This is a genomic window from Arthrobacter sp. B1805 (genome assembly GCF_002929745.1).
Lineage (GTDB): Bacteria > Actinomycetota > Actinomycetes > Actinomycetales > Micrococcaceae > Arthrobacter_D.
On sequence record NZ_PJIQ01000002.1, the window covers coordinates 223739 to 245827 of the forward strand.

A 22089-nucleotide genomic window follows, 5' to 3' on the forward strand; every position below is an offset into this window, starting at 1 on the left:
GCTTTCCTTTCCTACTATTCACCTCTTCTCCCCGAATGGAAAGCCGACCGGGCCGTCACCTAGCCTTGTCGGGTGGTCCTTCTCCAGTCTCCGGCGGTTCGCGTCGCCCTCTCCGTGGCCATCGCCACCGGTCTGTACGGGTTGTCCTTCGGTGCCCTGTCCGTCGCTGCGGGGCTGGATCTCGCCCAGACCATGGCGCTCAGCCTCCTGCTGTTCAGCGGCGGCTCCCAGTTCGCGTTCATCGGCGTCATCGCAGGTGGTGGGAGCGGGATCTCCGCGATGTCGGCGTCCGCCCTGCTGGGCATCCGGAACGGCGTGTACGGCATGCAGGTCAACGTCCTCCTGCGTCCCCCGCGCTGGCAGAAGCTGCCGGCGGCCCATCTGACCATCGACGAGTCGGTGGCGACGGCGACGGGGCAGGCCGACCCGGCCGAGCAGCGCCGGGGCTTCTGGGCCGCGGGCATCGGCGTGTTCGTCCTGTGGAACGTCTTCACGCTCGTCGGCGCCCTCGCGGGCAACGCCATGGGCGACCCGGCGCGATGGGGATTGGACGGAGCGGCGGTCGCGGCTTTCCTGGGACTGCTCTGGCCCCGTATCCGCGCGAAGGAGCCTGCCGCCATCGCGGTTGTCTGCGCGGTGGTCACGCTCGTCGCGGTGCCGCTCGTGCCGCCGGGCGTGCCCATCCTGATCGCCGCCGTGGTGGCCGCCCTCCTCGGGCTCTCGGGTCTGGGCCCTGCGACGGAAGGACTCGAACCCGACGTCGAACCCTACCCCTCGGAGTCCGGATCCGCGGGGAAGGGGACAGCATGACGCTCTGGGGCTGGATCCTGCTCGCGTGCGCGGTGTCGATCGCCACGAAGTTCCTCGGGTTCCTCGTGCCCGCGAAGCTGCTGGACAACCCGAGGATGCTGAGGGTCGCGGGTTCGCTGACGATCGGCCTGCTCGCCGCCCTGACCGCCGTGAACGCGTTCGCGTCCGGTCAGTCGCTCGTGCTCGACGCACGCGTGGCAGCCCTGGGTGCGGCCGCCGTCGCGCTATGGCTGAAGGCTCCGTTCCTCGTGGTGGTCGCGGTCGGGGCGCTGGCGGCCGCGGTCGCGCGGCTGCTCGGCGCAGCGTAAGCCCGTGAGCTGGACAGCGGGCCCAGCTCACGGGCTCGAGCGAGGCATGAACATGATCAGCGCAACACCGACGAGGCAGACCGCCGAGCCGAGAAGGTCCCAGCGGTCCGGCCGGAAGCCGTCGACGAGCACGCCCCACGCCAGCGACCCCGCGACGAACACGCCCCCGTAGGCCGCGAGGATCCGCCCGAAGTTCGGGTCCGGTTGCAAGGTCGCCACGAAGCCGTATGCTCCGAGCGCCGTGATGCCGAGCCCCGCCCACCACCAGGGCCTGCCCTCGCGGACCGCCTGCCAGATGAGCCAGGCGCCACCGATCTCGGCACCCGCAGCGAGCACGAACAGAAGGGTCATCCGGAGGATCGTCATGGTTCCAGTCTGCCGGAGCTGGGTGCGCCACACGGTTGCGCCGGCGGTGGGGTCGCCCCGCTGGCGCGCTGTGCCGGGGGTTGTCCGCGCACCGCAACGCCACGCCGGCACGACAGGGCCGGCTTGCCTCCCGTGAGCGCGAGCTGCGTCGACTAGGAGCGGGCGACGACGGCGGCGGTCGCCTCCGCGATGGCCGCCTCCTCGTTCGTGGGCACCACGAGCACGGGGAAGGCCGACGACGGCGTGCTGATGGTCCGCGCCTCCCTGCTGCGCTTGCTGTTCTTCTCCTCGTCGAGCTCGAGGCCGAGGGCGCCGAGCTTCGAGACGACGGCGCTGCGGAAGGCGCCCGCGTTCTCCCCGATGCCGGCCGTGAACACGAGTGCCTGGGCGCCGCCGACCGCGACGTGGTACCCGCCCACGTACTTCGCCAGGCGGTACGAGGCCACGTCGATGGCGACCTTCGCGCGATCCTCGCCGGCGTCCGCGGACTCCGATACCGAGCGCATGTCATTGGTGCCCGTGAGGCCCTTCAGTCCGCTGTTGCGGTTGAGCAGCGTATCGAGGTCCTGCTCCGAATATCCCTCGCGCAGGAGGAACAGCAGGATGGACGGATCGATGTCGCCCGATCGCGTTCCCATGACGAGGCCTTCGAGGGGAGTGAAACCCATCGATGTGTCGATGCTCTCGCCGTCGCGAACGGCCGTGACGGAGGCGCCGTTGCCGAGATGGGCGATGACACCCGTGAACGTGTCCGTACCCATCAGCTCCGCCGCGCCCCTGGCGACGTAGGCGTGGGAGGTGCCGTGGAAGCCGTAGCGGCGGATACCGAACTTCCGGTAGAGCTCGTCGGGCACCGCGTAACGCCACGCGCGCTCGGGCAGCGTGCGGTGGAACGCCGTATCGAACACCGCCACCTGCGGCATGCTCGGCCACTTGTCGGTGATGGCCCGGATGCCGGTGACGGCAGCGGGGTTGTGCAGCGGGGCCAGCGGGTTGAGCCGTTCGATGGCGCGGGTGATCTCGTTGTCGATCAGCACCGGTTCGCTGAAGCGCTCACCGCCGTGCACCACGCGATGGCCGACGGCGTCGATCTCCCGGCCGTCGAGCGCCCTGGAGACCTCTTGGTCCACCCGGTCCAGTGCGGCTGCGTGGTCCGGCACCTCGGCCTCGCCGATGCGCTCCACCAGGCCCTCCGCCAGGACGTCGTCGCCCTCGCGGACCTGGTACTTCAGCGAGGATGAGCCGGAGTTGATGACGAGGATGAGCATGGGGTCCTGTCCTGTAGGGGGCGGCGGGAACGGCTAGGAGGCGGCGGGCTGCTGGGCCTGCACGGCGGTGATGGCGACCGTGTTGACGATGTCCTCCACCGTGCAGCCGCGGGAGAGATCGTTGACCGGCTTGCGGAGCCCCTGGAGCACCGGGCCGACGGCGACCGCCCCGGCCGACTGCTGCACTGCCTTGTAGGTGTTGTTGCCCGTGTTCAGGTCAGGGAAGATGAACACCGTCGCCTGGCCGGCCACGGACGACCCGGGGAGCTTGGATGCCGCGACCGAGGCGTCGACGGCGGCGTCGTACTGGATGGGTCCTTCGACCGCGAGGTCCGGGCGTTGCCGGCGCACGATCTCCGTGGCGCGTCGCACCTCGTCGACAGCTCCGCCGTGTCCCGACTCTCCGGTCGAGTAGGACAGCATGGCGATGCGGGGCTCGACCCCGAACTGGGCCGCCGTCTCCGCCGAGGCGATCGCGATGTCCGCGAGCTGCTCCTCGTTGGGTTCCGGGTTCACCGCGCAGTCGCCGTACACGAGCACGCGGTCCTGCAGCAGCATGAGGAACACCGACGACACGATCTTCACGCCGTCCTTCGTCTTCACGAACTCGAGCGCGGGCCGGATGGTGTTCGCGGTCGTGTGGGCGGCGCCCGAGACCATGCCGTCGACCCTGCCGAGCTGCACCATCATCGTGCCGAAGTATGCCCCTTCGAGTATCCGTTCACGGGCCTGGTCCAGGGAGACGTTCTTGTGCGCCCGGAGCTGCGCATATTCGGCAGCGAACTCCTCGCGCAGCTCGGAGGCCGCCGGGTCGATCAGGGTGAGCCCGGTGAGATCGATGCCCTGGCCCGCTGCGAGCTCGCGTACGCGCGCCTCCGGGCCGAGGACAGTGAGGTCGCAGACGTCACGGCGGCGAAGGATCTCGGCTGCCTTCAGGACGCGCACGTCCTCACCCTCGGGAAGCACGATGTGCCGGCGTTCCGACCGTGCCCGCTGGATCAGCTCGTGGAGGAAGCGCAGCGGGGTGATGGTGACCGGTCGGGGCAGCTCGAGGCGCTCCAGCAGCTCGTTCTCGTCGACCTGCCGGGACCAGGCCCCGAGCGCCGCTGCGGCCTTCCGGCGGAGCCCGCTGGCGATCTCGCCGCGCACCTCGCTCACGCGGCGCGCGGCGGTGTAGGTGTCGTCGTCGAGCGAGAAGACCGGGAACGGTGCCTGTGCGAGGAGGGCGAGGATGTTCGGGTCCGGCGCGAGCCCTCCGGTGAGGATCATGCCGGAGGGCACCGGGAACTCGGGGGAGAACGAGGACGCCAGGGTTGCCACGAGGACGTCCGCGCGATCACCCGGCACGATCACGAGGGCGCCGTCCGTCAGCAGGTGCAGGAAGTTGCCGACGTTCATGGCGGCGACGCGCACGCTGGTGACGTCCCGCTCCAGGTTCGAGTTGCCGGCGATCTGCCGCGCCCCCAGTTCCGTCGACACCTCGGAGACGGTGGGCTGCGAGATCTCGGTCAGTTCCGGGATGACGTAGACAGGGCGGCCGGAGCGGCCCGGGCGGACGTGTTCGCTGATCGCGGTCACGGCGTCGTCCGCTGCCCGGTTGACCATCATCGCCAGGAGGGACACCTTCGCGGCGTCGAGTTCGCGGCGGGCGACGTCGACGGTGTCCGCCGCCTCCTCGACCGACATGTCCTTGGCCCCGACGACGGCGAGGACCATGGCACCGAGGTTGTTGGCGAGACGGGCGTTGAGGTCGAACTCCACAGCGGCGTCGTTGCCGGAGAGGTCCGTCCCTTCGACGATGACGACGTCGCACTCCGCCGCGATCTCGCTGTAGATGGCGACGCAGCGGGCGTCGATCTCGGCGCGGTCGCCGGTCACGAGGAGGGCGCGGGCCTCGGCGCGGGTGAGGCCGCCGCGGGCACGGTTCGCCGGGAGGTCGAACGCACGCTGCATGAGGCGCACCATCGGATCCGCGGCAGGGTCGCTGCCTTCGACGATGGGCCGGAAGAACCCCACGCGGTCGGCGTGCCGGTGCAGCATGTCGGCGAGGCCCAGGGAGATCAGGGACTTCCCGGAGCCGTTGGTCATGGCGCTCACATATATTCCGCGGGTCATGGGGCCAGTCTTGCAGGGTCCTCTGGTGCCCGCCATAACGGGTATCACGTCGTCGGGAACGCCCTTCGGGGTGCCGGCACGGCGCTGCTGCTCGCTCGTTCCGCGACTTGTCGGCGTTTCCTCCCCGCCAGGCGCCGCCCCGTTCTCAGCGGAGCGGCGCCCGGGTGTCCGTCTCCGGCCCCCGGTAACCGCCCAGTGCGACCAGCAGACCGGCGATGGCGAGCAGGACGGCGACCGGCCCGTAGGTGCCGAAAGCCTCCTGCAGGGGCGGCAGGTAGTAGGGGTAGAGCGCCGGGCCGATGATCGACAGGCTGTAGCCGAGCCCGTAGCCGCTGGACCGGACGCCCCCGGCGAACCGTTCCGACAGGTAGGCGCCGACCGGCCCGTAGACCGAGACCGTGACCACCTGCAGGGCGGCGCAGAGAGCGACGACGGCAACGGGGGAGTCGACGGCGAAGATCGCCAAAAAGGTTAGGGGAGCCAGGACGGCGGCCAGCAGGCCGAAGCCGATGAAGAAGCGGCGCCGTCCCACGAGGGTGGACAGGTGTCCACACAGTGCCATGGCGACGGCCGAGACAGCTGTGGCGCAGAGCAGGGCGAGGGTGACGCCGCGGCCGTCGAAGACCTCGGCGCGCGTGAGTTCGGCCGTGAGGGTGGGGATGGCCATATAGGTCAGGAGCCAGAGACCGGTCATCAGGATGAATGTCTGCACGAACACGCGGCGGTCGGGTCCCACGAGGACATCCCGCAGGGGCGAGGCCGGTGCGGGGGCTTGGTGGGAGGCGGGAGCGTCCGCCACCTGGCGCCGGTAGTACCCGAGCATGACAAGCGCCAGGAGGCCGCCGACGACGAACGGCACGCGCCAGCCCCAGGCCGCGTAGGAGGCCGGGTCCAGAACGGCCAGCAGGACCAGGACGAGGGCTGCGATGCTCGCGTTGGCAACCGGGGACATCGCCATGATCAGGCCGCTCGCCAGTCCGCGTCGCCGCGGCGCGGACCACTCCATGGCCAGCGGCACGGCCGAGGTGTACTCGCCTCCCAGGAACACCCCGCCGAGGAACCGCAAAGTGAGGATCAGCGCCACGGTGCCCCAGCCCAGTACCTCGTGACCGGGCACGGCGGCGATCAGCAGGGTCGTTGCGGCTATGCCTGCGAGGGCGACCCTGGTGGTGGCCGTCCTTCCCACGCGATCGGCGACGGGCCCGAAGATCGCCGCTCCGAGGGGTCGTCCGATGAGCGTTGCGGTGAACACGAGCCCGGCGGTCGCGATGACGTTCTCCGCGCCCAGCAGGGTACTCGCAGCCGGCGCGAGGGCGATGACGGGCAGGAAGATGTCGAACTGGTCCACGAAGTTCCCGAGAATCCCACCGCGGACTGCATGACGTGCCCGCCGGTTGTCGTCGGCCTGCACGCCGCTGGTGGATGACCTGGATGACATGGAGGAATGGGGCATTGCATTCTCGCTTCCTTCGCCGGCATGATCCGGAGCAGGTTCGGCGGTCGAAGCTGCAGCAGCTTCCTCTCAGCCCTTGCCGGGGCTCCCGCGGGAATAGGTGGCTCCATCCTGCCACGTCTGCAGGTGCACCCCTTGACCCGGTCCATTCCCCCACGTAACGTACAACCACATGGTTGTAGGACGGGCGAGCGAGGACGAGGTGGACCGCCTTTTCCACGCGCTCGCCGACGCGACACGGCGGGACATCGTGGCGCGCGTCCTGGTCGCCGAGTATTCGGTATCCGGGCTGGCCGAGCAGTACGACATGAGTTTCGCCGCGGTGCAGAAACACGTGGCCGTGCTCGAGCGGGCCTCACTCGTTTCGAAGGAGAAGCGCGGACGGGAGCAGATCGTGCGCGGACAGGTCGACGGCGTGCAGCGTGCGCGCCGTCTGCTGGACGACTACGAGAGGATCTGGCGGCAGCGGGTCGATCAGATCGCGGACATCCTCGCCGAGGATGCCGAGGATGAGGACTAGGAGAGCAGCATCATGGCAGTCATCAGCACCCAGAAGGACACCGAAGCGCTCAGCTTCAGGCTCGTCGCCGAATTCGACGCCGGGGTGGAGCGCGTGTGGCAGATCTGGGAGGACCCGCGCCAACTCGAACGGTGGTGGGGCCCGCCGACATGGCCCGCGACGTTCGACGCCTACGAGTTCGAACCCGGTGGCCGCGCGGCCTATTTCATGACCGGACCCGACGGGGAGAAGGCCCGGGGCTGGTGGCGCATCACCGGCATCGAGGCGCCCCATCGCCTGACATTCGACGACGGGTTCGCCGACGAGAAAGGCGACCCCGTGGCGGAGATGGGGGAGACCCACGCGACGGTGGAGCTGGAGGACCTCGGTGGACGGACACGCATGACCATGACTACCACGTTCGAATCCCTCGAGCAGCTCAACCAGATGGTCGAGATGGGCATGGAGGAGGGCCTAACGCTCGCCCTCGGGCAGGTGGACGTCCTGCTCGCCGAGGACGCTCCCGTCTGACCGGCCTGCCCCTGCCGGAGGAGGACTCGACGCCGTCTCTGCCGCCACCGCTTGGCTGACGCGGCCTCACGTGCCAGGGAGGGCCCGACGCACCCGCGCCGCCGTCCGGAGAACCGGGCGGCGGCACGTGGAGTGGATCGATGTGGCCGCTCGGGCCACGCCGGCAGGAGAGCGTGGATCCTAGGCCGTAGCGGTCTTCGGCCGGCGGTTCGGCAGGGCGAGCTTGAAGATCTTCGCCCAGGTGGAGCCGACCTGCTTGGGCAGGGGGCCTGTGGTGTACGGCAGGTTGTACCGCGAGCAGATGTCACGGACCTTCACTGCAACCTCGGCATACCGGTTGGAGGGCAGGTCGGGGAAGCAGTGGTGCTCGATCTGGTGGGACAGGTTGCCGGTCATGAGGTGCATGAACTTGGAGCCGGAGATGTTGGCGGAACCGATCATCTGCCGCACGTACCAGTCGCCGCGGGTCTCGCCGTCGACCTCCTCCTCCGTGAACGTGTCCGTACCGTCCGGGAAGTGGCCGCAGAAGATCACGGCATGCGCCCAGAAGTTGCGGATGGCGTTGGCGGCGAGGGTGCCGTAGAGGGCCTGCTTGCCGGAACCGGTCAGCATCGCGACGGCGGGAGTGGCCGCGTAGTCCTTCGCGAACTGCTTGAAGGCTTTCTTGCCCAGCGCCTTGAGGTCGCGGTTCATGTCCTCCTTGGACTTGATCCCCTCCTTGTACTCCGGGATCTCGAGGTCGTACAGGGCGATGCCCCACTCGAAGACCGGCGCCAAGATCGCGTTGTACAGCGGATTGCCGATGTTGAACGGGCGCCACGGCTGGTCGGGGTCCATGCGGAGCAGGTTGTACCCGATGTCCTTGTCCTTGCCGATGACGTTGGTCCAGCGGTGGTGCAGGTCGTTGTGGGTGTGCTGCCACGAACGCGCGGGCGTCACGAAGTCCCACTCCCAGGTGGTGGAGTGGATGTCCGGATCGCGCATCCAGTCCCACTGGCCGTGCAGCACGTTGTGGCCGATCTCCATGTTCTCGAGGATCTTGGCGATGCTCAGCATTGCCGTGCCGGCGAAGAAGGCGGGCTTGTACTTGCTGAACAGGAGCGTGCCGCGGCCCGCGAACTCGAGGCTGCGCTGCACCTTGATGACGCGGCGGATGTAGGCGGCGTCGGACGCTCCGCGCTTGGCGAGGATCTCGTCACGCACGGCGTCGAGCTCGCGGCCGAGTTCCTCGACCTGCTCGTCCGTCAGGTGCTTCGCTGCATCGGGACGGACCAGTGGGTGCCCGGATGCCGCAAGGGCGCCGGGGCGGGTCAGCGTGGTGGTCATGGGGACTCCTCTGGTGGGGGACTAAAGGTCGAGGTTGACCGGCCCGGCGGCTGCCGAGACGCAAGTCTGGATGAGCTGGCCGGGCTCGTTGTGCAGTTCACCGGTCCGGAGGTCACGGACCTGACCGGACCGCAGCGGGATCAGGCAGCTGTGGCAGATGCCCATGCGGCAGCCGCTGGGCATCAGGATGCCGGCGTCCTCGCCGATGTCGAGCAGGGGGGTGTCGCCGTCGGCCTGGACCTCGCGGTCGGACTGCTCGAACGTGACGAGGCCTCCGTCATGGCCGGCGCCGGCGGTGAGGTCCGTGGTGAACCGCTCGATGGTGAGCGTGCCGCTCGGGGCCACCCGTGCGGCTGCTCCTGCTGAGACCTCCGGCACGGTGCGAGCGGTCTCGAGGGCGGCCTCACGCTCCCACAGCTCCTCCGCGGCGTTCAGGAACCCTTCGGGCCCACACGCGAAAGCGGCACGGGACCGCCAGTCCGGGCAGAGATCCGCGATGGTCTTCGCCGTGAACTCGAGCCTGCCGCGCGCGCTCGTGAACCAGTGACGCACGGTGAGGTTGGGGAACTGGTCGGCCAGCTCGTCGAGTTCCTCGCGGAACAGGCTCTTCTCCGGTGTGCTGTTCGAGTTGATGAGCACGACGTCGGCGTCCGGTCGGCGCGGGATGAGCGTGCGGATCATCGACATGACCGGGGTGATGCCGCTGCCTGCCGTGAGCATCAGCAGCGACCTCGGGTGCTCGGGCAGGATGAAGTCGCCCTGGGGTGGCGCGAGGAAAAGGATGTCACCCGGCTTCGTATCGCGCACGAGTACATGCGAGACGGAACCGGCGTCCTTCACGGTGATGGCGGGATCGTGCCCCGCCGCGTTGCTCAGAGAATAGGACCGCCACTGGCGCACGCCGTTCAGCTCGACGCCGATGCGCGCCCACTGCCCGGCCTGGTGCGCATGCCAGCCCTTGCCCGGGCGGAAGTAGATGGTGGCGGAGTCCTCGGTCTCGCGCACCACGCGGGTCACGACGCCGCGGAGCTGACGGGAGGAGTGCACCGGATCGAAGAGTGACAGGAAGTCTTCCGGCGTGAGCGGGGTGATGAGCGCGTTTGCTGCTCGCGCCAGCTGTTTGAACCGGATCATTGGCTTAACGCTATAACCTCTCCCGCTAAATTTCTTCGCTTACGACATACAGTTGGTGGAGCAGAATTATCTTGACGTGATAGACGGGAGGGGAATATGGATCCGGCCAAGGCAGCACTTGCTCCACCCGAACCGCCCTGGCTCGCGCTGCCGCCCGATGTCAGCGACAAGCTGCGCCCCCTGACTCCGGACCTCGTCGAGGCGATCATCCAGACCGTTCCCCAGCTGGTTCCTGCCTACGCCCGGCCGATCGAAGGCGATTTCGGGCGGGGACTGCGCCTGGGAGTGGCCGTCGCCCTCGAGCGGTTCCTCGACCTGCCGGGTACGAGGCTGCCCGCCCTGTCCGACCAGAGCCGCCAGCTGGTGGCAGGCCTCGGCCGGGGTGAGTTCCGCCAGGGACGCAGCATGGATTCGCTGCTCGGCGCGTACCGGATGGGCGCGCGGGTGACCTTCCGCGAGATGTCCCGGCGGTCGATGGAGATGGGTCTCGGCTCCGCGGTCGTGGTGAACCTCGGCGAATCGATCATGGCGTACATCGACGAACTCTCCGCGGTCAGCGCCGAGGCGTACGCCTTCGAGCAGTCCGACCACGCCGGGGCGGTCGACCGCCGTCGGGCCGAACTGCTGGAACTGCTGCTGCTCGGGAGAGCGGACGAGACAGCGCTGCGTCAGGCCGCGTCACTCGCGGACTGGGCCGTGCCCGCACAGCTCGCTGTCGTGACCCTGCCGCTGAACCGCGCCCAGGGGTTGCGGCAGCGCCTCGTACGCGGCGCGATCGTCATCGAGCGCGAGACCGACGTCGTCGCCCTCGTCCCGGATCGCGGGCCGGCCACGCGGACGGAACTCGACCGCGTGCTGGCCGGCAGGAGCGCGGCGATCGGCCCCACCGGCGGATTGAGGCAGGTCGCGCAGTCGCTGCGCCTGGCCGTCCTGGCGGCGTCGATGCTCCCGCCTCGCGAGGGCGACGACGATCCGCCCGTCTGGGCGGACGAACACCTCACGGAAGTGGTGCTGGCCGCGGAGCCCTCGGCCACCGCGGAGCTCGCCCACCGCCGCCTGGCCCCACTCGACGGTCTCGCCGACGGCCAGCGCGAGAAGCTCGAGGAGACGCTGCTCGCCTGGCTGCGGCACTGGGGGCAGCGGGCGCCGATCGCGGAGGAGCTCGGCATCCACGCGCAGACCGTCGGTTACCGCGTCCTGCAGCTGCGCGAACTCTTCGGGGACGAGCTGAAGGATCCGAAGGTGCGCTTCGAGCTCGAGATCGCCCTCCGGAGCCGCAGGGCTTCAGCCTAGGGCGCGCTGTAGGTCGCCGACGTCCAGAGATGGAAGAGGGCGTAGGCGCGATACGGGCGCCAGGACTCGGACAGCGTTCCGGCATCGCGGATGCTCGGATTGCCCATGGCCCGGCGCGCTACGAGGTCGCCCGGAGTGAAGGCGTCCGGATCCCGCAGGACCCGCACCGCGAGGTAGTCCGCGGACCACGGACCGATACCCGGAATGGCGAGCAACGCCCTGCGGAGCGCCACAGGATCGGCCTCGGGATCGAGAACCAGCCCGTCGACGACGGCGCGGGCGACGTTCTGCACGGTCGCGGCGCGCGTCCGGGTGACACCGACGGCACTGCGCAGGTCCTCCTGCGGAGCGTCGGCGAGCGCCCGGGGCGTCGGGAACACGGTGAGGCCGGAGGCCGACGGCGAGCCGTACGCAGCCGCGAGTCTCCCGCCGAACGTGCTGCCCGCGGCGATGGACACCTGTTGCCCGAGGACGGTCATGATCGCGGCCTCGAAGGGCTCCGGGTAGCCCACCGCGCGGAGCCCCGGGCGCTCGCGGACCAGGGGTCCGAGGAGCGGGTCGGCGTCGAAGGCCCGGGCTACGGCCCCGGTATCGGTATCGAGGTCCAGCCACGTGCGGGTGGTGCGCACGAGGTGGGTGAACTCGCCGTCGTCCTCCGTGTCCGCCGTGAGCTGGACGTCGTCGGACCGTATGGTGACCGTGACCCGGCGTGGACCGCCCGGCGTCGAGAGCAGGCGTGTGTGCACCCGCGCGGCGCGATCCGTGAGCTCACAGCCGGGAATGGCGTGGTTGGCGAGGATCGCGGCCATCGGCCCCGGGTCGAGGGCGCCGTTCGGGCGGAGGACCGCGGACCGGCTCACGGAAGGATGGCGTCCACGTATCCGCCGTCCACACGCACGGCTGCTCCGGTGGTGGCCGATGCCAGCGGTGAGGCGAGGTAGGTCACCATGTTGGCGATCTCCGTGGGCTCGATGAGGCGCTCGAGCAGCGACTGGGGGCGGTGGTCCTTCATGAACTGCCGCTGGGCGTCCTCCCACTCGAGGTCCTTGTCGACGAGCTGGTACACGAAGTCCTCCACGCCGCCGGTGTGCGTGGGGCCCGCGATGATCGAGTTGACCGTCACGCCCGTGCCCTTGGCCTCCTTGGCGAATCCCCGGGATACGGCGAGCAGCGCGGTCTTCGAGACGCCGTAGTGGATCATCTCGGTGGGGATGACGACGGCGGAATCACTCGCGATGTACTGGACGCGGCCCCAGCCGGCACCCACCATGCCGGGCAGGTAGGAGCGCGTGAGACGGACGGCGGTCAGCACATTGACCTCGAAGTAGCGGCGCCACTCGGCGTCGTCGATCTCCAGGGCCGGCTGCGCACCGAAGATGCCGAGGTTGTTGATCAGGATGTCGACGGCGGGCAGGACGGCCAGGGCCTTCGCGACGCCGTCGTCCCGGGTGACGTCGGCGGCGACGGCCACGAGATCGGCGTCGGGCAGGTCCGCACGGATCGCCTCCATCGCGCGGGCGACGCTGCGGTTGCTGCGACCGTTCACGCCGACGCGCGCGCCCGCCGCCGCAAGGCCCGCCGCGATGGCCAGTCCGATGCCCTGCGTCGAACCTGTGACGAGCGCCGTCTTGCCGCTGAGGTCGATTGACAATGCCATGGGAGCTCCTGAGACGTTCGGGAAGGGGGCAGGTATCAACCCTACGACGCGCGGCCCACCGCTCCCCGGGGGCGCGATCCACTGGAGCGGCGCATACCGCCACGACGTAGCCCTTCTACGCCTCCGCGTCACAAAGCGGTAGGGAGGAACGGGGTTGCGCATGCTGGCAAAAAGAGTCGGCCGAACCGGGTATATTGCTCCCGGTATATGGAATACTTCCGCCTCTTCCGAGGTTGAGAGTGGCATCTGGGCGTCATTCCCGCCCATAGAAGGAGATCTACCCCCATGGCAACCGACTACGACGAGCCACGCGTTCGCCCGGAAGACCAGCCGGCCAACGAGTCACTCGAGGCTATCCAGGCACAGCGCAGCGCGACCACGCAGACCGCGCTGATCGATGTCGAGGACGGCGAAACCGCTGAAGGCATCGACCTCCCCGGGGCCGACCTCTCCCACGAGGAACTCCTCATTCAGGTCATCCCCCAGCAGGAGGACGAGTTCACCTGCATGTCCTGTTTCCTGGTGCACCACCGCAGCCAGCTTGCGCGCGAGAAGAACGGCGACAAGTTCTGCACGGAGTGCGAGGGCTGACAGCGCGTCCGGACGTACCCGAGCCCCTGGTCCGATGGCCGGGGGCTCTGTCCGTTAACCGCGGGAGTCAGGGCTGATCCAGCACCGGCCCGATCGCAGTACGGTGGTGCCATGGAGTCCTCACACGTCATCGTCCTGCCCGGAGGCGGCTACACCATGCTGTCGGACAACGAGGGGGAGGTCGTCGCCGAGCGGCTGCGCTCCTTCGGCCTGTCGGCCGGCGTCTTCTCCTACCCCGTGCAGACGAGGCATCCCGGACCGGTCGACGCCGTACGCGCGGAGGTCCGGCGTGCCCGCTCCGCCGGCGTCGAACGTCTCGCACTGCTCGGGTTCTCCGCCGGCGGGCACCTCGCCGGGCACGCGGCGCTCGCGAGCCGCGAGCACGACGACGAACGCGTGGACGCCGCCGTCCTCTGCTACCCGGTCGTCTCAATGCAGCTGGCGACGCACCGGGGCTCGCAGGACGAGTTGATCGGGCCCGACGCCGATGGCCGGCTCCGTGCGGCGACGTCACTGGATCGCCTCGTCACCCCTGATGCCCCACCGTTCTTCGTCTGGCACACGGCGGAGGACGAGGCCGTGCCCGTCGAGCACGCGTACCTGCTCGGCCAGGCGCTGGCCGCCCATGCGGTCCCGCATGCCCTGCACGTCTTCGCGGAGGGAGAGCACGGCCTCGGGCTGGCGGAGGGCAGCGGCGCAGCCGAGCAGTGGAGCCGCCTGGCGGCCGAGTGGCTCCAGGCCCAGGGTTGGTGACCGGTCCGACCGTGAGCGGAGCGTCCTCTCGGGGCTGGACGCTCGCCGCCCGGACCCACCCGCTGCCACCAGCACGGTGATCGCCCAGGCCCTCGTGGCACTGGGGCCGGTGATCGCCCTGATCGCCCTCGGGTACGGACTCCGCGCGCGGAATTTCCTCGCTCCGGCGTTCTGGCCGCCCGCCGAACGCCTGTGCTACTTCATCCTCCTGCCGGCGCTGTTCATCAGCGGCACGGCGACGGCTGACCTCTCGGGGTTGCCGATCGGTTTGATGGCCCCGATCCTCGCCGGTCCGGTCGTCCTGACGGCGGCCGGGCTGGTGGTCGCGCAGCGCTGGCTCGACCTCGACGGGCCGGCCTTCACCTCGGTGATGCAGGGAAGCATCCGCTTCAACAACTACCTCGGACTGTCCATCGCCCTCGCACTGTTCGGAACCGACGGTGTTGCGCTGGCCGCCATCGCGAACACCATCCTGGTGCCGCTCGTCAATGTCATCTGCACGCTCGCTTTCGCGCGCTACGGCTCGGAGAGATTGAGCGTGGGCGGAACGGTCCGGAGCATCGGGACGAATCCGCTGATCGCGGGCTGCGTCGTCGGCATCCTGCTGAACGTCACGGGTATCGGCCTGCTGCCGGGGACGGCCGAGCTCGTGCGGACCCTCGGCAGTGCGTCGCTTCCCCTCGGCCTCCTGTGCGTCGGCGCGGCACTGGAGCTGCGCAGCATGGGGCGCAACCTGGGTGCCGTGGGGCTCGCGACCGTGGTCAAGTTCGCGGTGATGCCCGGGCTCGGCATCGCAGGGTGCCTGGTGTTCGGGCTCACGGGAGAACCGGCCGCGACGGTGATCCTCTTCCTGTCCCTGCCCACGGCGTCCTCGGCCTACGTCATGGCGCGGGCACTGGGCGGCGACTCGCGCCTGATGGCTTCGACGATCACGCTCCAGACGGTGGCCGGGGTGCTCTACCTGCCGCTCGTGTTCCTCGTCATCCCGGTCATCGCCGGCTGATCGCGCCCGTCCCCGCGCGCTGCCCGCCGAACTGCTCCTCGAGGTCGTGCAGGTCGAGATCGCAGCCCTTCTCCGATCCCCTGAAGGTCCTGCGGTACGCGGCCGGACTGACGCCGAGGGCTTTCTGGAAGTGGTGCCGCAGCAGGACGGCCTGGCTGAAACCCGATGCGCGGGCGACGGCGTCGATGGTCAGCCGCGTCTCCTCGAGCAGCGACTGTGCCCGCAGGAGGCGCTGGCCCGTCAGCCATGCGGCCGGCGTCGTGCCCGTCTCCGCACGGAAGCGCCGCGCGAAGGTGCGCTCGCTCATGTGCAGCCGACGGGCGAGCATCGCCACCGAGATGTCCTGGTCGAGGTGGTCGGCCAGCCAGATCAGCAGTTCCTCCATGGAGGCGCCGCACTCCTGCGGGATCGGCCGCTCGATGAACTGGGCCTGGCCGCCGTCGCGGTGGGGCGGGACCACCATGCTTCGCGCTATCGCGGTCGCCGCCTTCGGCCCGAACTCCTGGCGGATCAGGTGCAGGCTCGCATCGATCCCCGCAGCGGTTCCCGCACTGGTGAGCACGTTGCCGTCCTCGACGTACAGCACGTTCTCGTCCACGCGCGTGCCGGGATAGGTGTCCGCGAGCCTGCGGGTATACCGCCAGTGCGTCGTCGCGCAGCGTCCGTCGAGCAGCCCTGCTTCGGCGAGGGCGAAGGCTCCGGAGCACACGGAGAAGACGCGGGCACCGCGGGCGTCCGCGGCCCGGAGGGCGTCCAGGACCTCGGCGGGCACGGCCGAGCCGGCGGGGAACGGGGTCATCACGACGAGGTCGGCATCCTCCACCCCCTCGAGTCCGGCGTCGACCGCCAGGGTGACGCCCGCGTCCGTGCGGATCGCGCCGGGGTGCGGTGTGCAGATACGGAAGTCGAAGGCGGGGAGCCCGACGCCGAGGCCGGAGCGGTCGAGTCCGAAGACCTCGCAGACCACCCCGAACTCGAAGAGGGACAGACCCGGCAGGACGATCACGGCGACCTTGGTGAGCATGCACTGCAGTATGGCAGTTTTTTAGCGGTATGGGTCGATCCTGCCACTCTTTTTCCGATAGTCGCGGGATCAGGATCGAAGCATGAACATTCTGCTGATCCTTCTGGCCATCACCCTGACGGCACTCCTGGTACGTTGCCTGCTGCGTGCGGTCGCGGCGGATTCGCCGTCGCACTGCCCGCCGTCGCACGCGGACTGGAACGCGGAGTCCCTGCCGAGCTCCGCCTACGCGCTCCGGCGCGAAGCCTAGGGGGGGCGGTCATGTCGCTCATCGTGATCGTCGGCCTCGTCCTCTCCGCCTTCACCATGGCGGGGCGCTGGGTCACGCCGAGGCCTGAACGGCTGGCACTCCGGGACTGGACCGTGCTCGACGCGTGGCGGAACCTTCTTCGCGGGCTCGAGGTGTGGGCCCCGCTCCAGGACCGGTTGCCGCTCCGGTGACCGATGCGGTAGTAAGCATGCTTGCTATCGGGTCGGGTGGGACCTACGGTGAGGGGAGCAACCTCTTCGAAAGGGCCATCATGATCACGCTCGAACAGATGAAGGAATCGATGAACGCCGGCGCGAACGTGCTGAGCGAGGACGGCGCGGTGCTCGGCCCCATGGGGCAGCTCTATGTCGACGACGCCACGGGGGAACCCAGCTGGGTCACCGTCGCGACGCACAAGGCCGGCAATCCGGAATCCTTCGCGCCACTGCAGGGTGCAACCCTCGACGGACGCGACGTGCGCCTCCCCTATTCGCATTCCAAGGTCTACGACTCCCCGAAGATGTCCCAGGACGGGCACCTCAGTCCGGCGGAGGAGCAGCACCTCCTGCGCTACTACGGGCTCATGGCGACGAAGGACGAGGAGCTCGCCGGCCAGGGTCGGTCCGTGGGTGAGCCGGCCGGGACCCGCTCCTCCCGCCCCGAGGGCGACGACTACGCGATGACGCGCTCCGAGGAGCAACTTCGCGTGGGAACCGAACTGCGCGAGACGGAGCGCGTCCGCCTCGTCAAGCGCGTCGTCACCGAGGACGTGACGCTGACGGTCCAGATCCGGCGTGAGGAACTCGTCGTGGAGCGCGTACCGGTGAGGGACGGGGCACCGCTGTACGACGACGGCGAGGGCTCCTTCACCGATGCCGAGCGTGAGCGCCTCTACAACGCCGTCGGGACAGCTTTCAACGGCGACGTCGTCGAGATGGTCCTCTACGAGGAAAAGCCGCGCGTCGAGGTGGACGTCGTGCCGATCGAGCGCGTCCGGATCGCCCGTGAGGTGCACACCCAGGACGAGGTCGTCAGCGGCCAGGTTCGCAAGGAAGTCATCGAGACGGAGCGGATCGAGCCGTAGCACCCGGCCCCGGCACTGGAAGGCCCGCTAGGAGTCGCGGGAGGACAGGACGCAGAACTCGTTGCCGTCGGGATCAGCGAGGACGTCCCAGCTGACGTCCGGGCCCTGTCCGACATCCACCCGCACGGCGCCGAGGGCAAGGAGCCGGTCGAGCTCCGCGGCCCGGTCCTGGCTGGTGTGCGGGGCGAAGTCGAGGTGCAGCCGGTTCTTGCCCTGTTTCTCGTGCTCGACGAGGACGAACACGAGCCCCGGCGGCACCTGGTCGAAAGCCAGCGTCGAACCGAGCTCCCGCGCCCACGGCGGGACCAGGACCGCTTCGTCGTCGGATTCGAACATCACCTCCCAGCCCAGCGCCTCGGCCCACCAGCGTGCGAGCACGCGGTGGTCGGTGGATTCGATGACGGTGGAGTACCAGCGCAGAGTCATGCGGTGATTGTGCTCCTGCGGGGTCCTCCGCGCACCCCACTCCGGACAGCCTGTGTCCGCTTTGATCCCGGGAGTCGACCTGTGCCCGGCGCGGTGTGGCAGGACGCCCTGGAGGACGGCCCTGAGAATCACACCTGAAGAGCGCCCCGAATAACGTCACGGATGCGTGCGCTAATGCTGCTAAGGTCATCCTTACCTGGTGCTTTGCGGCTTCCCTCGAACCGGCGGTACCCGGTACCCGCCCGATCGACCATCCGGAAGGCTTCCATGCGCCGCGCCCCACAACTCATCGCCCTCGCCGCAGCGGCGTCCATGACCGTCGTCCTCGCCGCCTGCGCCACACCCGCGGACGGCACGGAGGATGCGGCGTCATCGAGCGCCGGAGCCATCACGGTCGAGCACGCGTTCGGCACGACCACGATCCCGGAGAAGCCGGAGCGTGTCGCGACGGTCGCATGGGCCAACCAGGAAGTCCCGCTGGCACTCGGTGTCGTGCCGGTCGGCATGGCCGCGGCGACCTTCGGGGACGACAACGGTGACGGGATCCTCCCGTGGGTCTCGGAAAGGCTCGACGAGCTCGGCGGCGAGACCCCGGTCCTGTTCGACGAGACCGACGGCATCGACTTCGAGGGCGTGGCGGACACCGATCCGGACGTGATCCTCGCGGCCTACTCGGGCCTGACGCAGGAGGACTACGACACCCTGAGCGAGATCGCTCCGGTCGTCGCGTTCCCCGAGACCGCGTGGGGTACCCCCTGGCGCGAGATGATCGAACTCAACAGCGCCGGGATGGGCATGGCCCAGGAGGGCAAGGAGCTCATCGCGGACCTCGACCAGCAGATCAGCGATGCCACGGCGGGATTCCCGACGATCGCGGGCAAGAAGACCATGTTCATGACGCACGTCGATCCCACCGACCTCAGCGAGGTCAGCTACTACACGACGCATGACACGCGCGCCATGTTCTTCGAGGACCTCGGTCTGGCGACTCCCGAGAGCGTCGCGACGGCATCGGCCGAAACAGAGCTGTTCTCCGGCACCATCAGCACCGAACAGGCAGACGTGCTCGACGACGTCGACATCATCGTGACCTACGGCGACGACGAGCTCGTCTCTACCCTCGAAGCCGACCCGCTGCTCTCGCAGATCCCCGCCGTGGCCAACAAGGCGATCGTGAACCTGCCGAGCACCACGCCGGTCGGCACCGCGGCCAACCCCACCCCGCTGTCCATCTCCTGGGTGCTCAAGGACTACCTCACGCTCATCTCGGAAGCCGCAGACAAGTCGTAGTGGCTGGTTCCGCTGTCCGGGCCGCCGAAGGTTCCGCCGACGTGCGGGACCTCCGGCGGCTTCGGCCGTTCTGGCTCCTGGTCCTGGTAGGAATCCTGGGCGTCACGTTGTTCGCATCGGTCACCATCGGCTCCCGGGACGTCCCACTGTCGGACGTCGTGGCAGCCCTCGGCGGGTCGACGGACGGGTTCAACGAGGCGGCCGTGGCGAAGCGCATCCCGCGAACGGTGCTGGCCGTGCTGGCGGGAGCAGCGCTGGGCCTCTCCGGCGCGGTCATGCAGGGCGTCACCCGGAACCCCCTGGCCGACCCCGGGATCCTCGGCGTCAACACGGGTGCTTCCCTCGCGGTCGTGGTGGCCATCGCGACGGTCGGTCTCAGCTCGGCGACGGGCTACATCTGGGTCGCGATCGCGGGCGCCTCCGTCACGGCGGTGTTCGTCTATGTCGTCGGTTCGCTGGGCCGCGGGGGAGCCACTCCCCTCAAGCTCGCGCTGGCGGGTGCAGCCACCTCGGCAGCGCTCACCTCGCTCATCAGTGCCATCGTGCTACCCCGCGGGGACATCTCGGGCAGCGTACGGTCCTGGCTCATCGGTGGCGTCGGCGGCGCCACCGTGCAGAGCATCACGCAGGTCCTGCCCTTCCTGGTCGGGGGCCTCGTCCTCAGCCTCGTCTCCGCACGCTCCCTGAACTCCCTCGCCCTCGGTGACGAGCTCGCTGCGGGGCTCGGCGAACGCGTGGCCGTCGCGCGCGGGACGGCCGCGTTCGGAGCCGTCCTCCTCTGCGGGGCCGTGACCGCGGTGACGGGGCCCATCGGTTTCGTCGGGCTCGTCGTACCGCACGCATGCCGTCTGCTCTTCGGCGTGGACCACCGCTGGCTCCTGCCGATGTCCGCGGTCCTCGGGGCAGTCCTGCTCACCTCCACGGATGTCCTCGGACGCATCGTTGCGCGCCCCGAGGAGATCGACGTCGGGATCATCACCGCGCTCGTGGGTGCGCCGTTCTTCATCCATATCGTCCGCCGCCAGAAGGTCCGGGAACTATGACGACTCTGCAGGCACCCCCGCGGGCAGGGATTTCGGCCGCGGAGATCGCAGCGGGACGACGGCGGCGCACCGGGCGGCGGCGCACGGTCATCGGCGTGCTCGCCGCGCTCATCGTCATCGCCTTCGCGGCCTCACTCTCCTTCGGGCAGACCTACTACTCCCCGAAGGACGTCCTCGGCGTTCTCCTGGGCCAGGACGTCGGCGGTGCCGGCTTCACCGTCGGGCGGCTTCGGCTGCCCCGGGCCACGCTCGCGGTGATCGCCGGACTCTGCTTCGGTGTCGGCGGCGTCACCTTCCAGACCATGCTCCGGAATCCGCTCGCGAGTCCGGACATCATCGGCATCAGTGCGGGCGCGAGTGCCGCGGCGGCTTTCGCCATCATCACGCTCGGCCTCGGGGCGACCCAGGTGTCCGTCGTCGCGATCGCCACGGGCCTCGGGATAGCGCTGCTGGTCTACGGGTTGTCCTTCAGGGACGGCGTCGTGGGGACGCGGCTTATCCTGATCGGCATCGGCATCGCCGCCATGCTCGACAGCGTGACGGCCTACGTCCTGAGCCGGGCCGCCCAGTGGGACCTGCAGGAGGCCTCCCGGTGGCTGACGGGCAGCCTGAACGGTGCGAGGTGGTCCGAGGTGGTGCCCGTTGCCATCGCGCTCGCCGTCCTCATGCCCATCCTGCTCACCCAGTCCCGCAACCTGACCGCGTCCCAACTCGGGGACGACACCGCGGCGGCCCTGGGTGTCAGGGTCGAGCGCACGCGGATCCTCGTGATCATCGCTGCCGTGGGGCTCATCGCCTTTGCGACAGCGGCCGCAGGGCCTATCGCTTTCGTCGCGTTCCTCTCCGGTCCGATCGCCGCCAGGATCGTCGGCCCGGGAGGGTCCCTGCTCATCCCCAGCGCCCTGGTCGGCAGCCTGCTCGTGGTCATGGCCGATTTCCTGGGGCAGTACGCCTTCGGCGTCCGCTACCCGGTGGGAGTCATTACCGGCGTGCTCGGGGCGCCGTACCTCGTCTATCTGATTGTGCGGACGAACCGCGCGGGAGGCTCGCTATGACATCGGCCCACACTCTCCAGGTCCAGCAACTGACGGTGGGCTACGGAGCCCGCACCGTCATCGAGCACCTCGACCTCGAGGTGCCGATGGGCAGCATCTCGGTGATCGTAGGAGCCAATGCGTGCGGCAAGTCGACCCTGCTGCGTGCGATGTCGAGGCTCCTGTCACCCCGCGGCGGACAGGTGGTGCTGGACGGGCGCGCGGTCCACCAGATTCCCGCGAAGGAACTCGCACGGACGCTCGGCCTCCTCCCGCAGTCGCCCACCGCGCCGGAGGGCATCACCGTGGCCGACCTCGTGGGCAGGGGGCGGCACCCGCACCAGGGCCTGTTCTCCCGTTGGACGCCCGCGGACGACCAGGCGGTCGCCGACGCCCTCACCGCGACCGACACCGCCGCGCTCGCCGACCGGCCCGTCGATGAACTGTCCGGAGGGCAACGCCAGCGCGTATGGATCGCCATGGCCCTGGCCCAGCAGACCGATGTGCTCCTGCTCGACGAGCCGACCACCTTCCTGGACGTCAGCCACCAGCTCGAGGTGCTCGACCTCCTGACGGACCTCAACCGCACCCGTGGGACCACGATCGTCATCGTCCTGCATGACCTGAACCTGGCCGCGCGTTACGCGGACCACCTGATCGCACTGACGGCGGGCCGGATCCACGCGGTGGGCACGCCCGACGAGGTGCTCACCGAGGGCACCATCCGTGCGGTCTTCGGACTCGACTGCAAAGTGGTCCGCGATCCCACCTCAGACAAGCCGCTCATGCTTCCACTGGGGCGCCACCACACCACGGCGGGGTAGGCCGTGC

25 protein-coding genes and 1 riboswitch are annotated in these 22089 nt (G+C 69.4%); of the genes, 15 read left to right on the top strand and 10 right to left on the bottom strand.

Annotated elements, in window-relative coordinates:
• Window positions 1–72 precede the first annotated feature (72 nt).
• Both CXQ96_RS03705 and CXQ96_RS03710 read left to right on the top strand, forming a co-directional pair.
• The gene (locus CXQ96_RS03705; protein WP_104116680.1) at window positions 73–810 is read left to right on the top strand and encodes an AzlC family ABC transporter permease; all 738 of its coding nucleotides are present in this window, start codon (window positions 73–75) and stop codon (window positions 808–810) included.
• Window positions 807–1118, top strand: coding sequence for an AzlD domain-containing protein (locus tag CXQ96_RS03710; RefSeq protein ID WP_104116681.1), 312 nt, complete (start codon window positions 807–809; stop codon window positions 1116–1118). Before CXQ96_RS03705 ends, CXQ96_RS03710 begins: the two co-directional genes overlap by 4 nt.
• 27 nt (window positions 1119–1145) lie before the next feature.
• Here the strand turns inward: CXQ96_RS03710 and CXQ96_RS03715 are convergent, their stop codons facing one another.
• From CXQ96_RS03715 to CXQ96_RS03730, 4 genes are all read right to left on the bottom strand, one after another.
• Window positions 1146–1484 carry a YnfA family protein gene (locus CXQ96_RS03715; RefSeq protein WP_104116682.1) on the bottom strand — a complete coding sequence of 113 codons (339 nt, stop codon included), beginning with the start codon at window positions 1482–1484 and terminating at the stop codon, window positions 1146–1148.
• 152 nt (window positions 1485–1636) lie between these two features.
• Window positions 1637–2752 (bottom strand): acetate/propionate family kinase, encoded by a 1116-nt coding sequence (locus CXQ96_RS03720; RefSeq protein ID WP_104116683.1) that lies wholly within the window; start codon window positions 2750–2752, stop codon window positions 1637–1639.
• A gap of 33 nt (window positions 2753–2785) precedes the next feature.
• The gene (gene pta, locus CXQ96_RS03725) at window positions 2786–4867 is read right to left on the bottom strand and encodes a phosphate acetyltransferase (RefSeq protein WP_104116684.1); all 2082 of its coding nucleotides are present in this window, start codon (window positions 4865–4867) and stop codon (window positions 2786–2788) included.
• Between the two features lie 145 nt (window positions 4868–5012).
• The gene (locus CXQ96_RS03730) at window positions 5013–6305 is read right to left on the bottom strand and encodes an MFS transporter (RefSeq protein ID WP_258058811.1); all 1293 of its coding nucleotides are present in this window, start codon (window positions 6303–6305) and stop codon (window positions 5013–5015) included.
• A 9-nt stretch (window positions 6306–6314) separates the two neighbouring features.
• A riboswitch (TPP riboswitch) is annotated at window positions 6315–6422 on the bottom strand.
• 70 nt (window positions 6423–6492) lie between these two features.
• On the opposite strand from CXQ96_RS03730, the gene CXQ96_RS03735 reads away from it, so the two are divergent.
• Window positions 6493–6840, top strand: coding sequence for a metalloregulator ArsR/SmtB family transcription factor (locus CXQ96_RS03735; RefSeq protein WP_104116686.1), 348 nt, complete (start codon window positions 6493–6495; stop codon window positions 6838–6840).
• Between the two features lie 12 nt (window positions 6841–6852).
• Window positions 6853–7350 carry an SRPBCC domain-containing protein gene (locus CXQ96_RS03740; protein ID WP_104116687.1) on the top strand — a complete coding sequence of 166 codons (498 nt, stop codon included), beginning with the start codon at window positions 6853–6855 and terminating at the stop codon, window positions 7348–7350.
• Between the two features lie 180 nt (window positions 7351–7530).
• Here the strand turns inward: CXQ96_RS03740 and CXQ96_RS03745 are convergent, their stop codons facing one another.
• Window positions 7531–8676, bottom strand: a complete 1146-nt coding sequence (locus CXQ96_RS03745) for an acyl-CoA desaturase (RefSeq protein WP_104116688.1) — start codon at window positions 8674–8676, stop codon at window positions 7531–7533.
• A 21-nt stretch (window positions 8677–8697) separates the two neighbouring features.
• A complete protein-coding gene (locus CXQ96_RS03750) occupies window positions 8698–9810 on the bottom strand; it encodes a ferredoxin reductase (RefSeq protein WP_104116689.1) in 1113 nt (370 codons plus the stop codon).
• Between the two features lie 96 nt (window positions 9811–9906).
• Here CXQ96_RS03750 and CXQ96_RS03755 point away from each other — a divergent pair, with 96 nt between their 5' ends.
• Window positions 9907–11103 carry a CdaR family transcriptional regulator gene (locus CXQ96_RS03755; RefSeq protein WP_104116690.1) on the top strand — a complete coding sequence of 399 codons (1197 nt, stop codon included), beginning with the start codon at window positions 9907–9909 and terminating at the stop codon, window positions 11101–11103.
• Here the strand turns inward: CXQ96_RS03755 and CXQ96_RS03760 are convergent.
• Both CXQ96_RS03760 and CXQ96_RS03765 read right to left on the bottom strand, forming a co-directional pair.
• The gene (locus CXQ96_RS03760; protein ID WP_258058813.1) at window positions 11100–11963 is read right to left on the bottom strand and encodes a DNA-3-methyladenine glycosylase; all 864 of its coding nucleotides are present in this window, start codon (window positions 11961–11963) and stop codon (window positions 11100–11102) included. The genes CXQ96_RS03755 and CXQ96_RS03760 overlap by 4 nt on opposite strands.
• Window positions 11960–12754 carry an SDR family NAD(P)-dependent oxidoreductase gene (locus CXQ96_RS03765; protein ID WP_104116789.1) on the bottom strand — a complete coding sequence of 265 codons (795 nt, stop codon included), beginning with the start codon at window positions 12752–12754 and terminating at the stop codon, window positions 11960–11962. The genes CXQ96_RS03760 and CXQ96_RS03765 overlap by 4 nt, the downstream gene beginning before the upstream one ends.
• A gap of 291 nt (window positions 12755–13045) precedes the next feature.
• Between CXQ96_RS03765 and CXQ96_RS03770 the strand changes: the two genes are divergently transcribed.
• The 3 genes from CXQ96_RS03770 (at window position 13046) to CXQ96_RS03780 (ending at window position 15107) form a co-directional block, all read left to right on the top strand.
• Window positions 13046–13351 (top strand): DUF4193 domain-containing protein, encoded by a 306-nt coding sequence (locus CXQ96_RS03770; protein ID WP_087072246.1) that lies wholly within the window; start codon window positions 13046–13048, stop codon window positions 13349–13351.
• Window positions 13352–13462: 111 nt separating this feature from the next.
• The gene (locus tag CXQ96_RS03775) at window positions 13463–14104 is read left to right on the top strand and encodes an alpha/beta hydrolase (RefSeq protein WP_104116691.1); all 642 of its coding nucleotides are present in this window, start codon (window positions 13463–13465) and stop codon (window positions 14102–14104) included.
• 76 nt (window positions 14105–14180) lie between these two features.
• Window positions 14181–15107, top strand: a complete 927-nt coding sequence (locus CXQ96_RS03780; protein ID WP_104116692.1) for an AEC family transporter — start codon at window positions 14181–14183, stop codon at window positions 15105–15107.
• Here the strand turns inward: CXQ96_RS03780 and CXQ96_RS03785 are convergent.
• Window positions 15094–16131 (bottom strand): helix-turn-helix domain-containing protein, encoded by a 1038-nt coding sequence (locus CXQ96_RS03785; RefSeq protein WP_104116693.1) that lies wholly within the window; start codon window positions 16129–16131, stop codon window positions 15094–15096. The two genes, CXQ96_RS03780 and CXQ96_RS03785, sit on opposite strands and share 14 nt — an antisense overlap.
• An 82-nt stretch (window positions 16132–16213) precedes the next feature.
• On the opposite strand from CXQ96_RS03785, the gene CXQ96_RS18315 reads away from it, so the two are divergent.
• The 3 genes from CXQ96_RS18315 (at window position 16214) to CXQ96_RS03795 (ending at window position 17465) form a co-directional block, all read left to right on the top strand.
• Window positions 16214–16381 (top strand): hypothetical protein, encoded by a 168-nt coding sequence (locus CXQ96_RS18315; protein ID WP_181036338.1) that lies wholly within the window; start codon window positions 16214–16216, stop codon window positions 16379–16381.
• An 11-nt stretch (window positions 16382–16392) separates the two neighbouring features.
• On the top strand, window positions 16393–16572 hold the full coding sequence (locus CXQ96_RS03790) for a hypothetical protein (protein ID WP_104116694.1): 180 nt from the start codon (window positions 16393–16395) through the stop codon (window positions 16570–16572).
• An 80-nt stretch (window positions 16573–16652) separates the two neighbouring features.
• On the top strand, window positions 16653–17465 hold the full coding sequence (locus CXQ96_RS03795; protein ID WP_181036339.1) for a YsnF/AvaK domain-containing protein: 813 nt from the start codon (window positions 16653–16655) through the stop codon (window positions 17463–17465).
• A 27-nt stretch (window positions 17466–17492) separates the two neighbouring features.
• Here the strand turns inward: CXQ96_RS03795 and CXQ96_RS03800 are convergent, their stop codons facing one another.
• Complete coding sequence (locus CXQ96_RS03800; RefSeq protein ID WP_104116696.1) at window positions 17493–17891, bottom strand: VOC family protein; 399 nt, start codon at window positions 17889–17891, stop codon at window positions 17493–17495.
• Window positions 17892–18158: 267 nt separating this feature from the next.
• Between CXQ96_RS03800 and CXQ96_RS03805 the strand changes: the two genes are divergently transcribed.
• From CXQ96_RS03805 to CXQ96_RS03820, 4 genes are all read left to right on the top strand, one after another.
• Window positions 18159–19181 (top strand): iron-siderophore ABC transporter substrate-binding protein, encoded by a 1023-nt coding sequence (locus CXQ96_RS03805; RefSeq protein ID WP_104116697.1) that lies wholly within the window; start codon window positions 18159–18161, stop codon window positions 19179–19181.
• A gap of 77 nt (window positions 19182–19258) precedes the next feature.
• The gene (locus CXQ96_RS03810) at window positions 19259–20224 is read left to right on the top strand and encodes an iron ABC transporter permease (RefSeq protein WP_258058843.1); all 966 of its coding nucleotides are present in this window, start codon (window positions 19259–19261) and stop codon (window positions 20222–20224) included.
• Window positions 20221–21279, top strand: a complete 1059-nt coding sequence (locus tag CXQ96_RS03815; RefSeq protein ID WP_104116699.1) for an iron chelate uptake ABC transporter family permease subunit — start codon at window positions 20221–20223, stop codon at window positions 21277–21279. The genes CXQ96_RS03810 and CXQ96_RS03815 overlap by 4 nt, the downstream gene beginning before the upstream one ends.
• Window positions 21276–22082, top strand: coding sequence for an ABC transporter ATP-binding protein (locus CXQ96_RS03820; RefSeq protein ID WP_104116700.1), 807 nt, complete (start codon window positions 21276–21278; stop codon window positions 22080–22082). The genes CXQ96_RS03815 and CXQ96_RS03820 overlap by 4 nt, the downstream gene beginning before the upstream one ends.
• Window positions 22083–22089 lie beyond the last annotated feature (7 nt).

Bases quoted from the DNA above. Each gene is read 5' to 3' on its own strand.
- CXQ96_RS03710 (WP_104116681.1), top strand. From the start codon at position 807: ATGACGCTCTGGGGCTGGATCCTGCTCGCGTGCGCGGTGTCGATCGCC.
- CXQ96_RS03715 (WP_104116682.1), bottom strand. From the start codon at position 1,484: ATGACGATCCTCCGGATGACCCTTCTGTTCGTGCTCGCTGCGGGTGCC.
- CXQ96_RS03720 (WP_104116683.1), bottom strand. From the start codon at position 2,752: ATGCTCATCCTCGTCATCAACTCCGGCTCATCCTCGCTGAAGTACCAG.
- pta (WP_104116684.1), bottom strand. From the start codon at position 4,867: ATGACCCGCGGAATATATGTGAGCGCCATGACCAACGGCTCCGGGAAG.
- CXQ96_RS03730 (WP_258058811.1), bottom strand. From the start codon at position 6,305: ATGTCATCCAGGTCATCCACCAGCGGCGTGCAGGCCGACGACAACCGG.
- CXQ96_RS03735 (WP_104116686.1), top strand. From the start codon at position 6,493: ATGGTTGTAGGACGGGCGAGCGAGGACGAGGTGGACCGCCTTTTCCAC.
- CXQ96_RS03740 (WP_104116687.1), top strand. From the start codon at position 6,853: ATGGCAGTCATCAGCACCCAGAAGGACACCGAAGCGCTCAGCTTCAGG.
- CXQ96_RS03745 (WP_104116688.1), bottom strand. From the start codon at position 8,676: ATGACCACCACGCTGACCCGCCCCGGCGCCCTTGCGGCATCCGGGCAC.
- CXQ96_RS03750 (WP_104116689.1), bottom strand. From the start codon at position 9,810: ATGATCCGGTTCAAACAGCTGGCGCGAGCAGCAAACGCGCTCATCACC.
- CXQ96_RS03755 (WP_104116690.1), top strand. From the start codon at position 9,907: ATGGATCCGGCCAAGGCAGCACTTGCTCCACCCGAACCGCCCTGGCTC.
- CXQ96_RS03770 (WP_087072246.1), top strand. From the start codon at position 13,046: ATGGCAACCGACTACGACGAGCCACGCGTTCGCCCGGAAGACCAGCCG.
- CXQ96_RS03775 (WP_104116691.1), top strand. From the start codon at position 13,463: ATGGAGTCCTCACACGTCATCGTCCTGCCCGGAGGCGGCTACACCATG.
- CXQ96_RS03785 (WP_104116693.1), bottom strand. From the start codon at position 16,131: ATGCTCACCAAGGTCGCCGTGATCGTCCTGCCGGGTCTGTCCCTCTTC.
- CXQ96_RS18315 (WP_181036338.1), top strand. From the start codon at position 16,214: ATGAACATTCTGCTGATCCTTCTGGCCATCACCCTGACGGCACTCCTG.
- CXQ96_RS03790 (WP_104116694.1), top strand. From the start codon at position 16,393: ATGTCGCTCATCGTGATCGTCGGCCTCGTCCTCTCCGCCTTCACCATG.
- CXQ96_RS03795 (WP_181036339.1), top strand. From the start codon at position 16,653: ATGATCACGCTCGAACAGATGAAGGAATCGATGAACGCCGGCGCGAAC.
- CXQ96_RS03800 (WP_104116696.1), bottom strand. From the start codon at position 17,891: ATGACTCTGCGCTGGTACTCCACCGTCATCGAATCCACCGACCACCGC.
- CXQ96_RS03805 (WP_104116697.1), top strand. From the start codon at position 18,159: ATGCGCCGCGCCCCACAACTCATCGCCCTCGCCGCAGCGGCGTCCATG.
- CXQ96_RS03815 (WP_104116699.1), top strand. From the start codon at position 20,221: ATGACGACTCTGCAGGCACCCCCGCGGGCAGGGATTTCGGCCGCGGAG.
- CXQ96_RS03820 (WP_104116700.1), top strand. From the start codon at position 21,276: ATGACATCGGCCCACACTCTCCAGGTCCAGCAACTGACGGTGGGCTAC.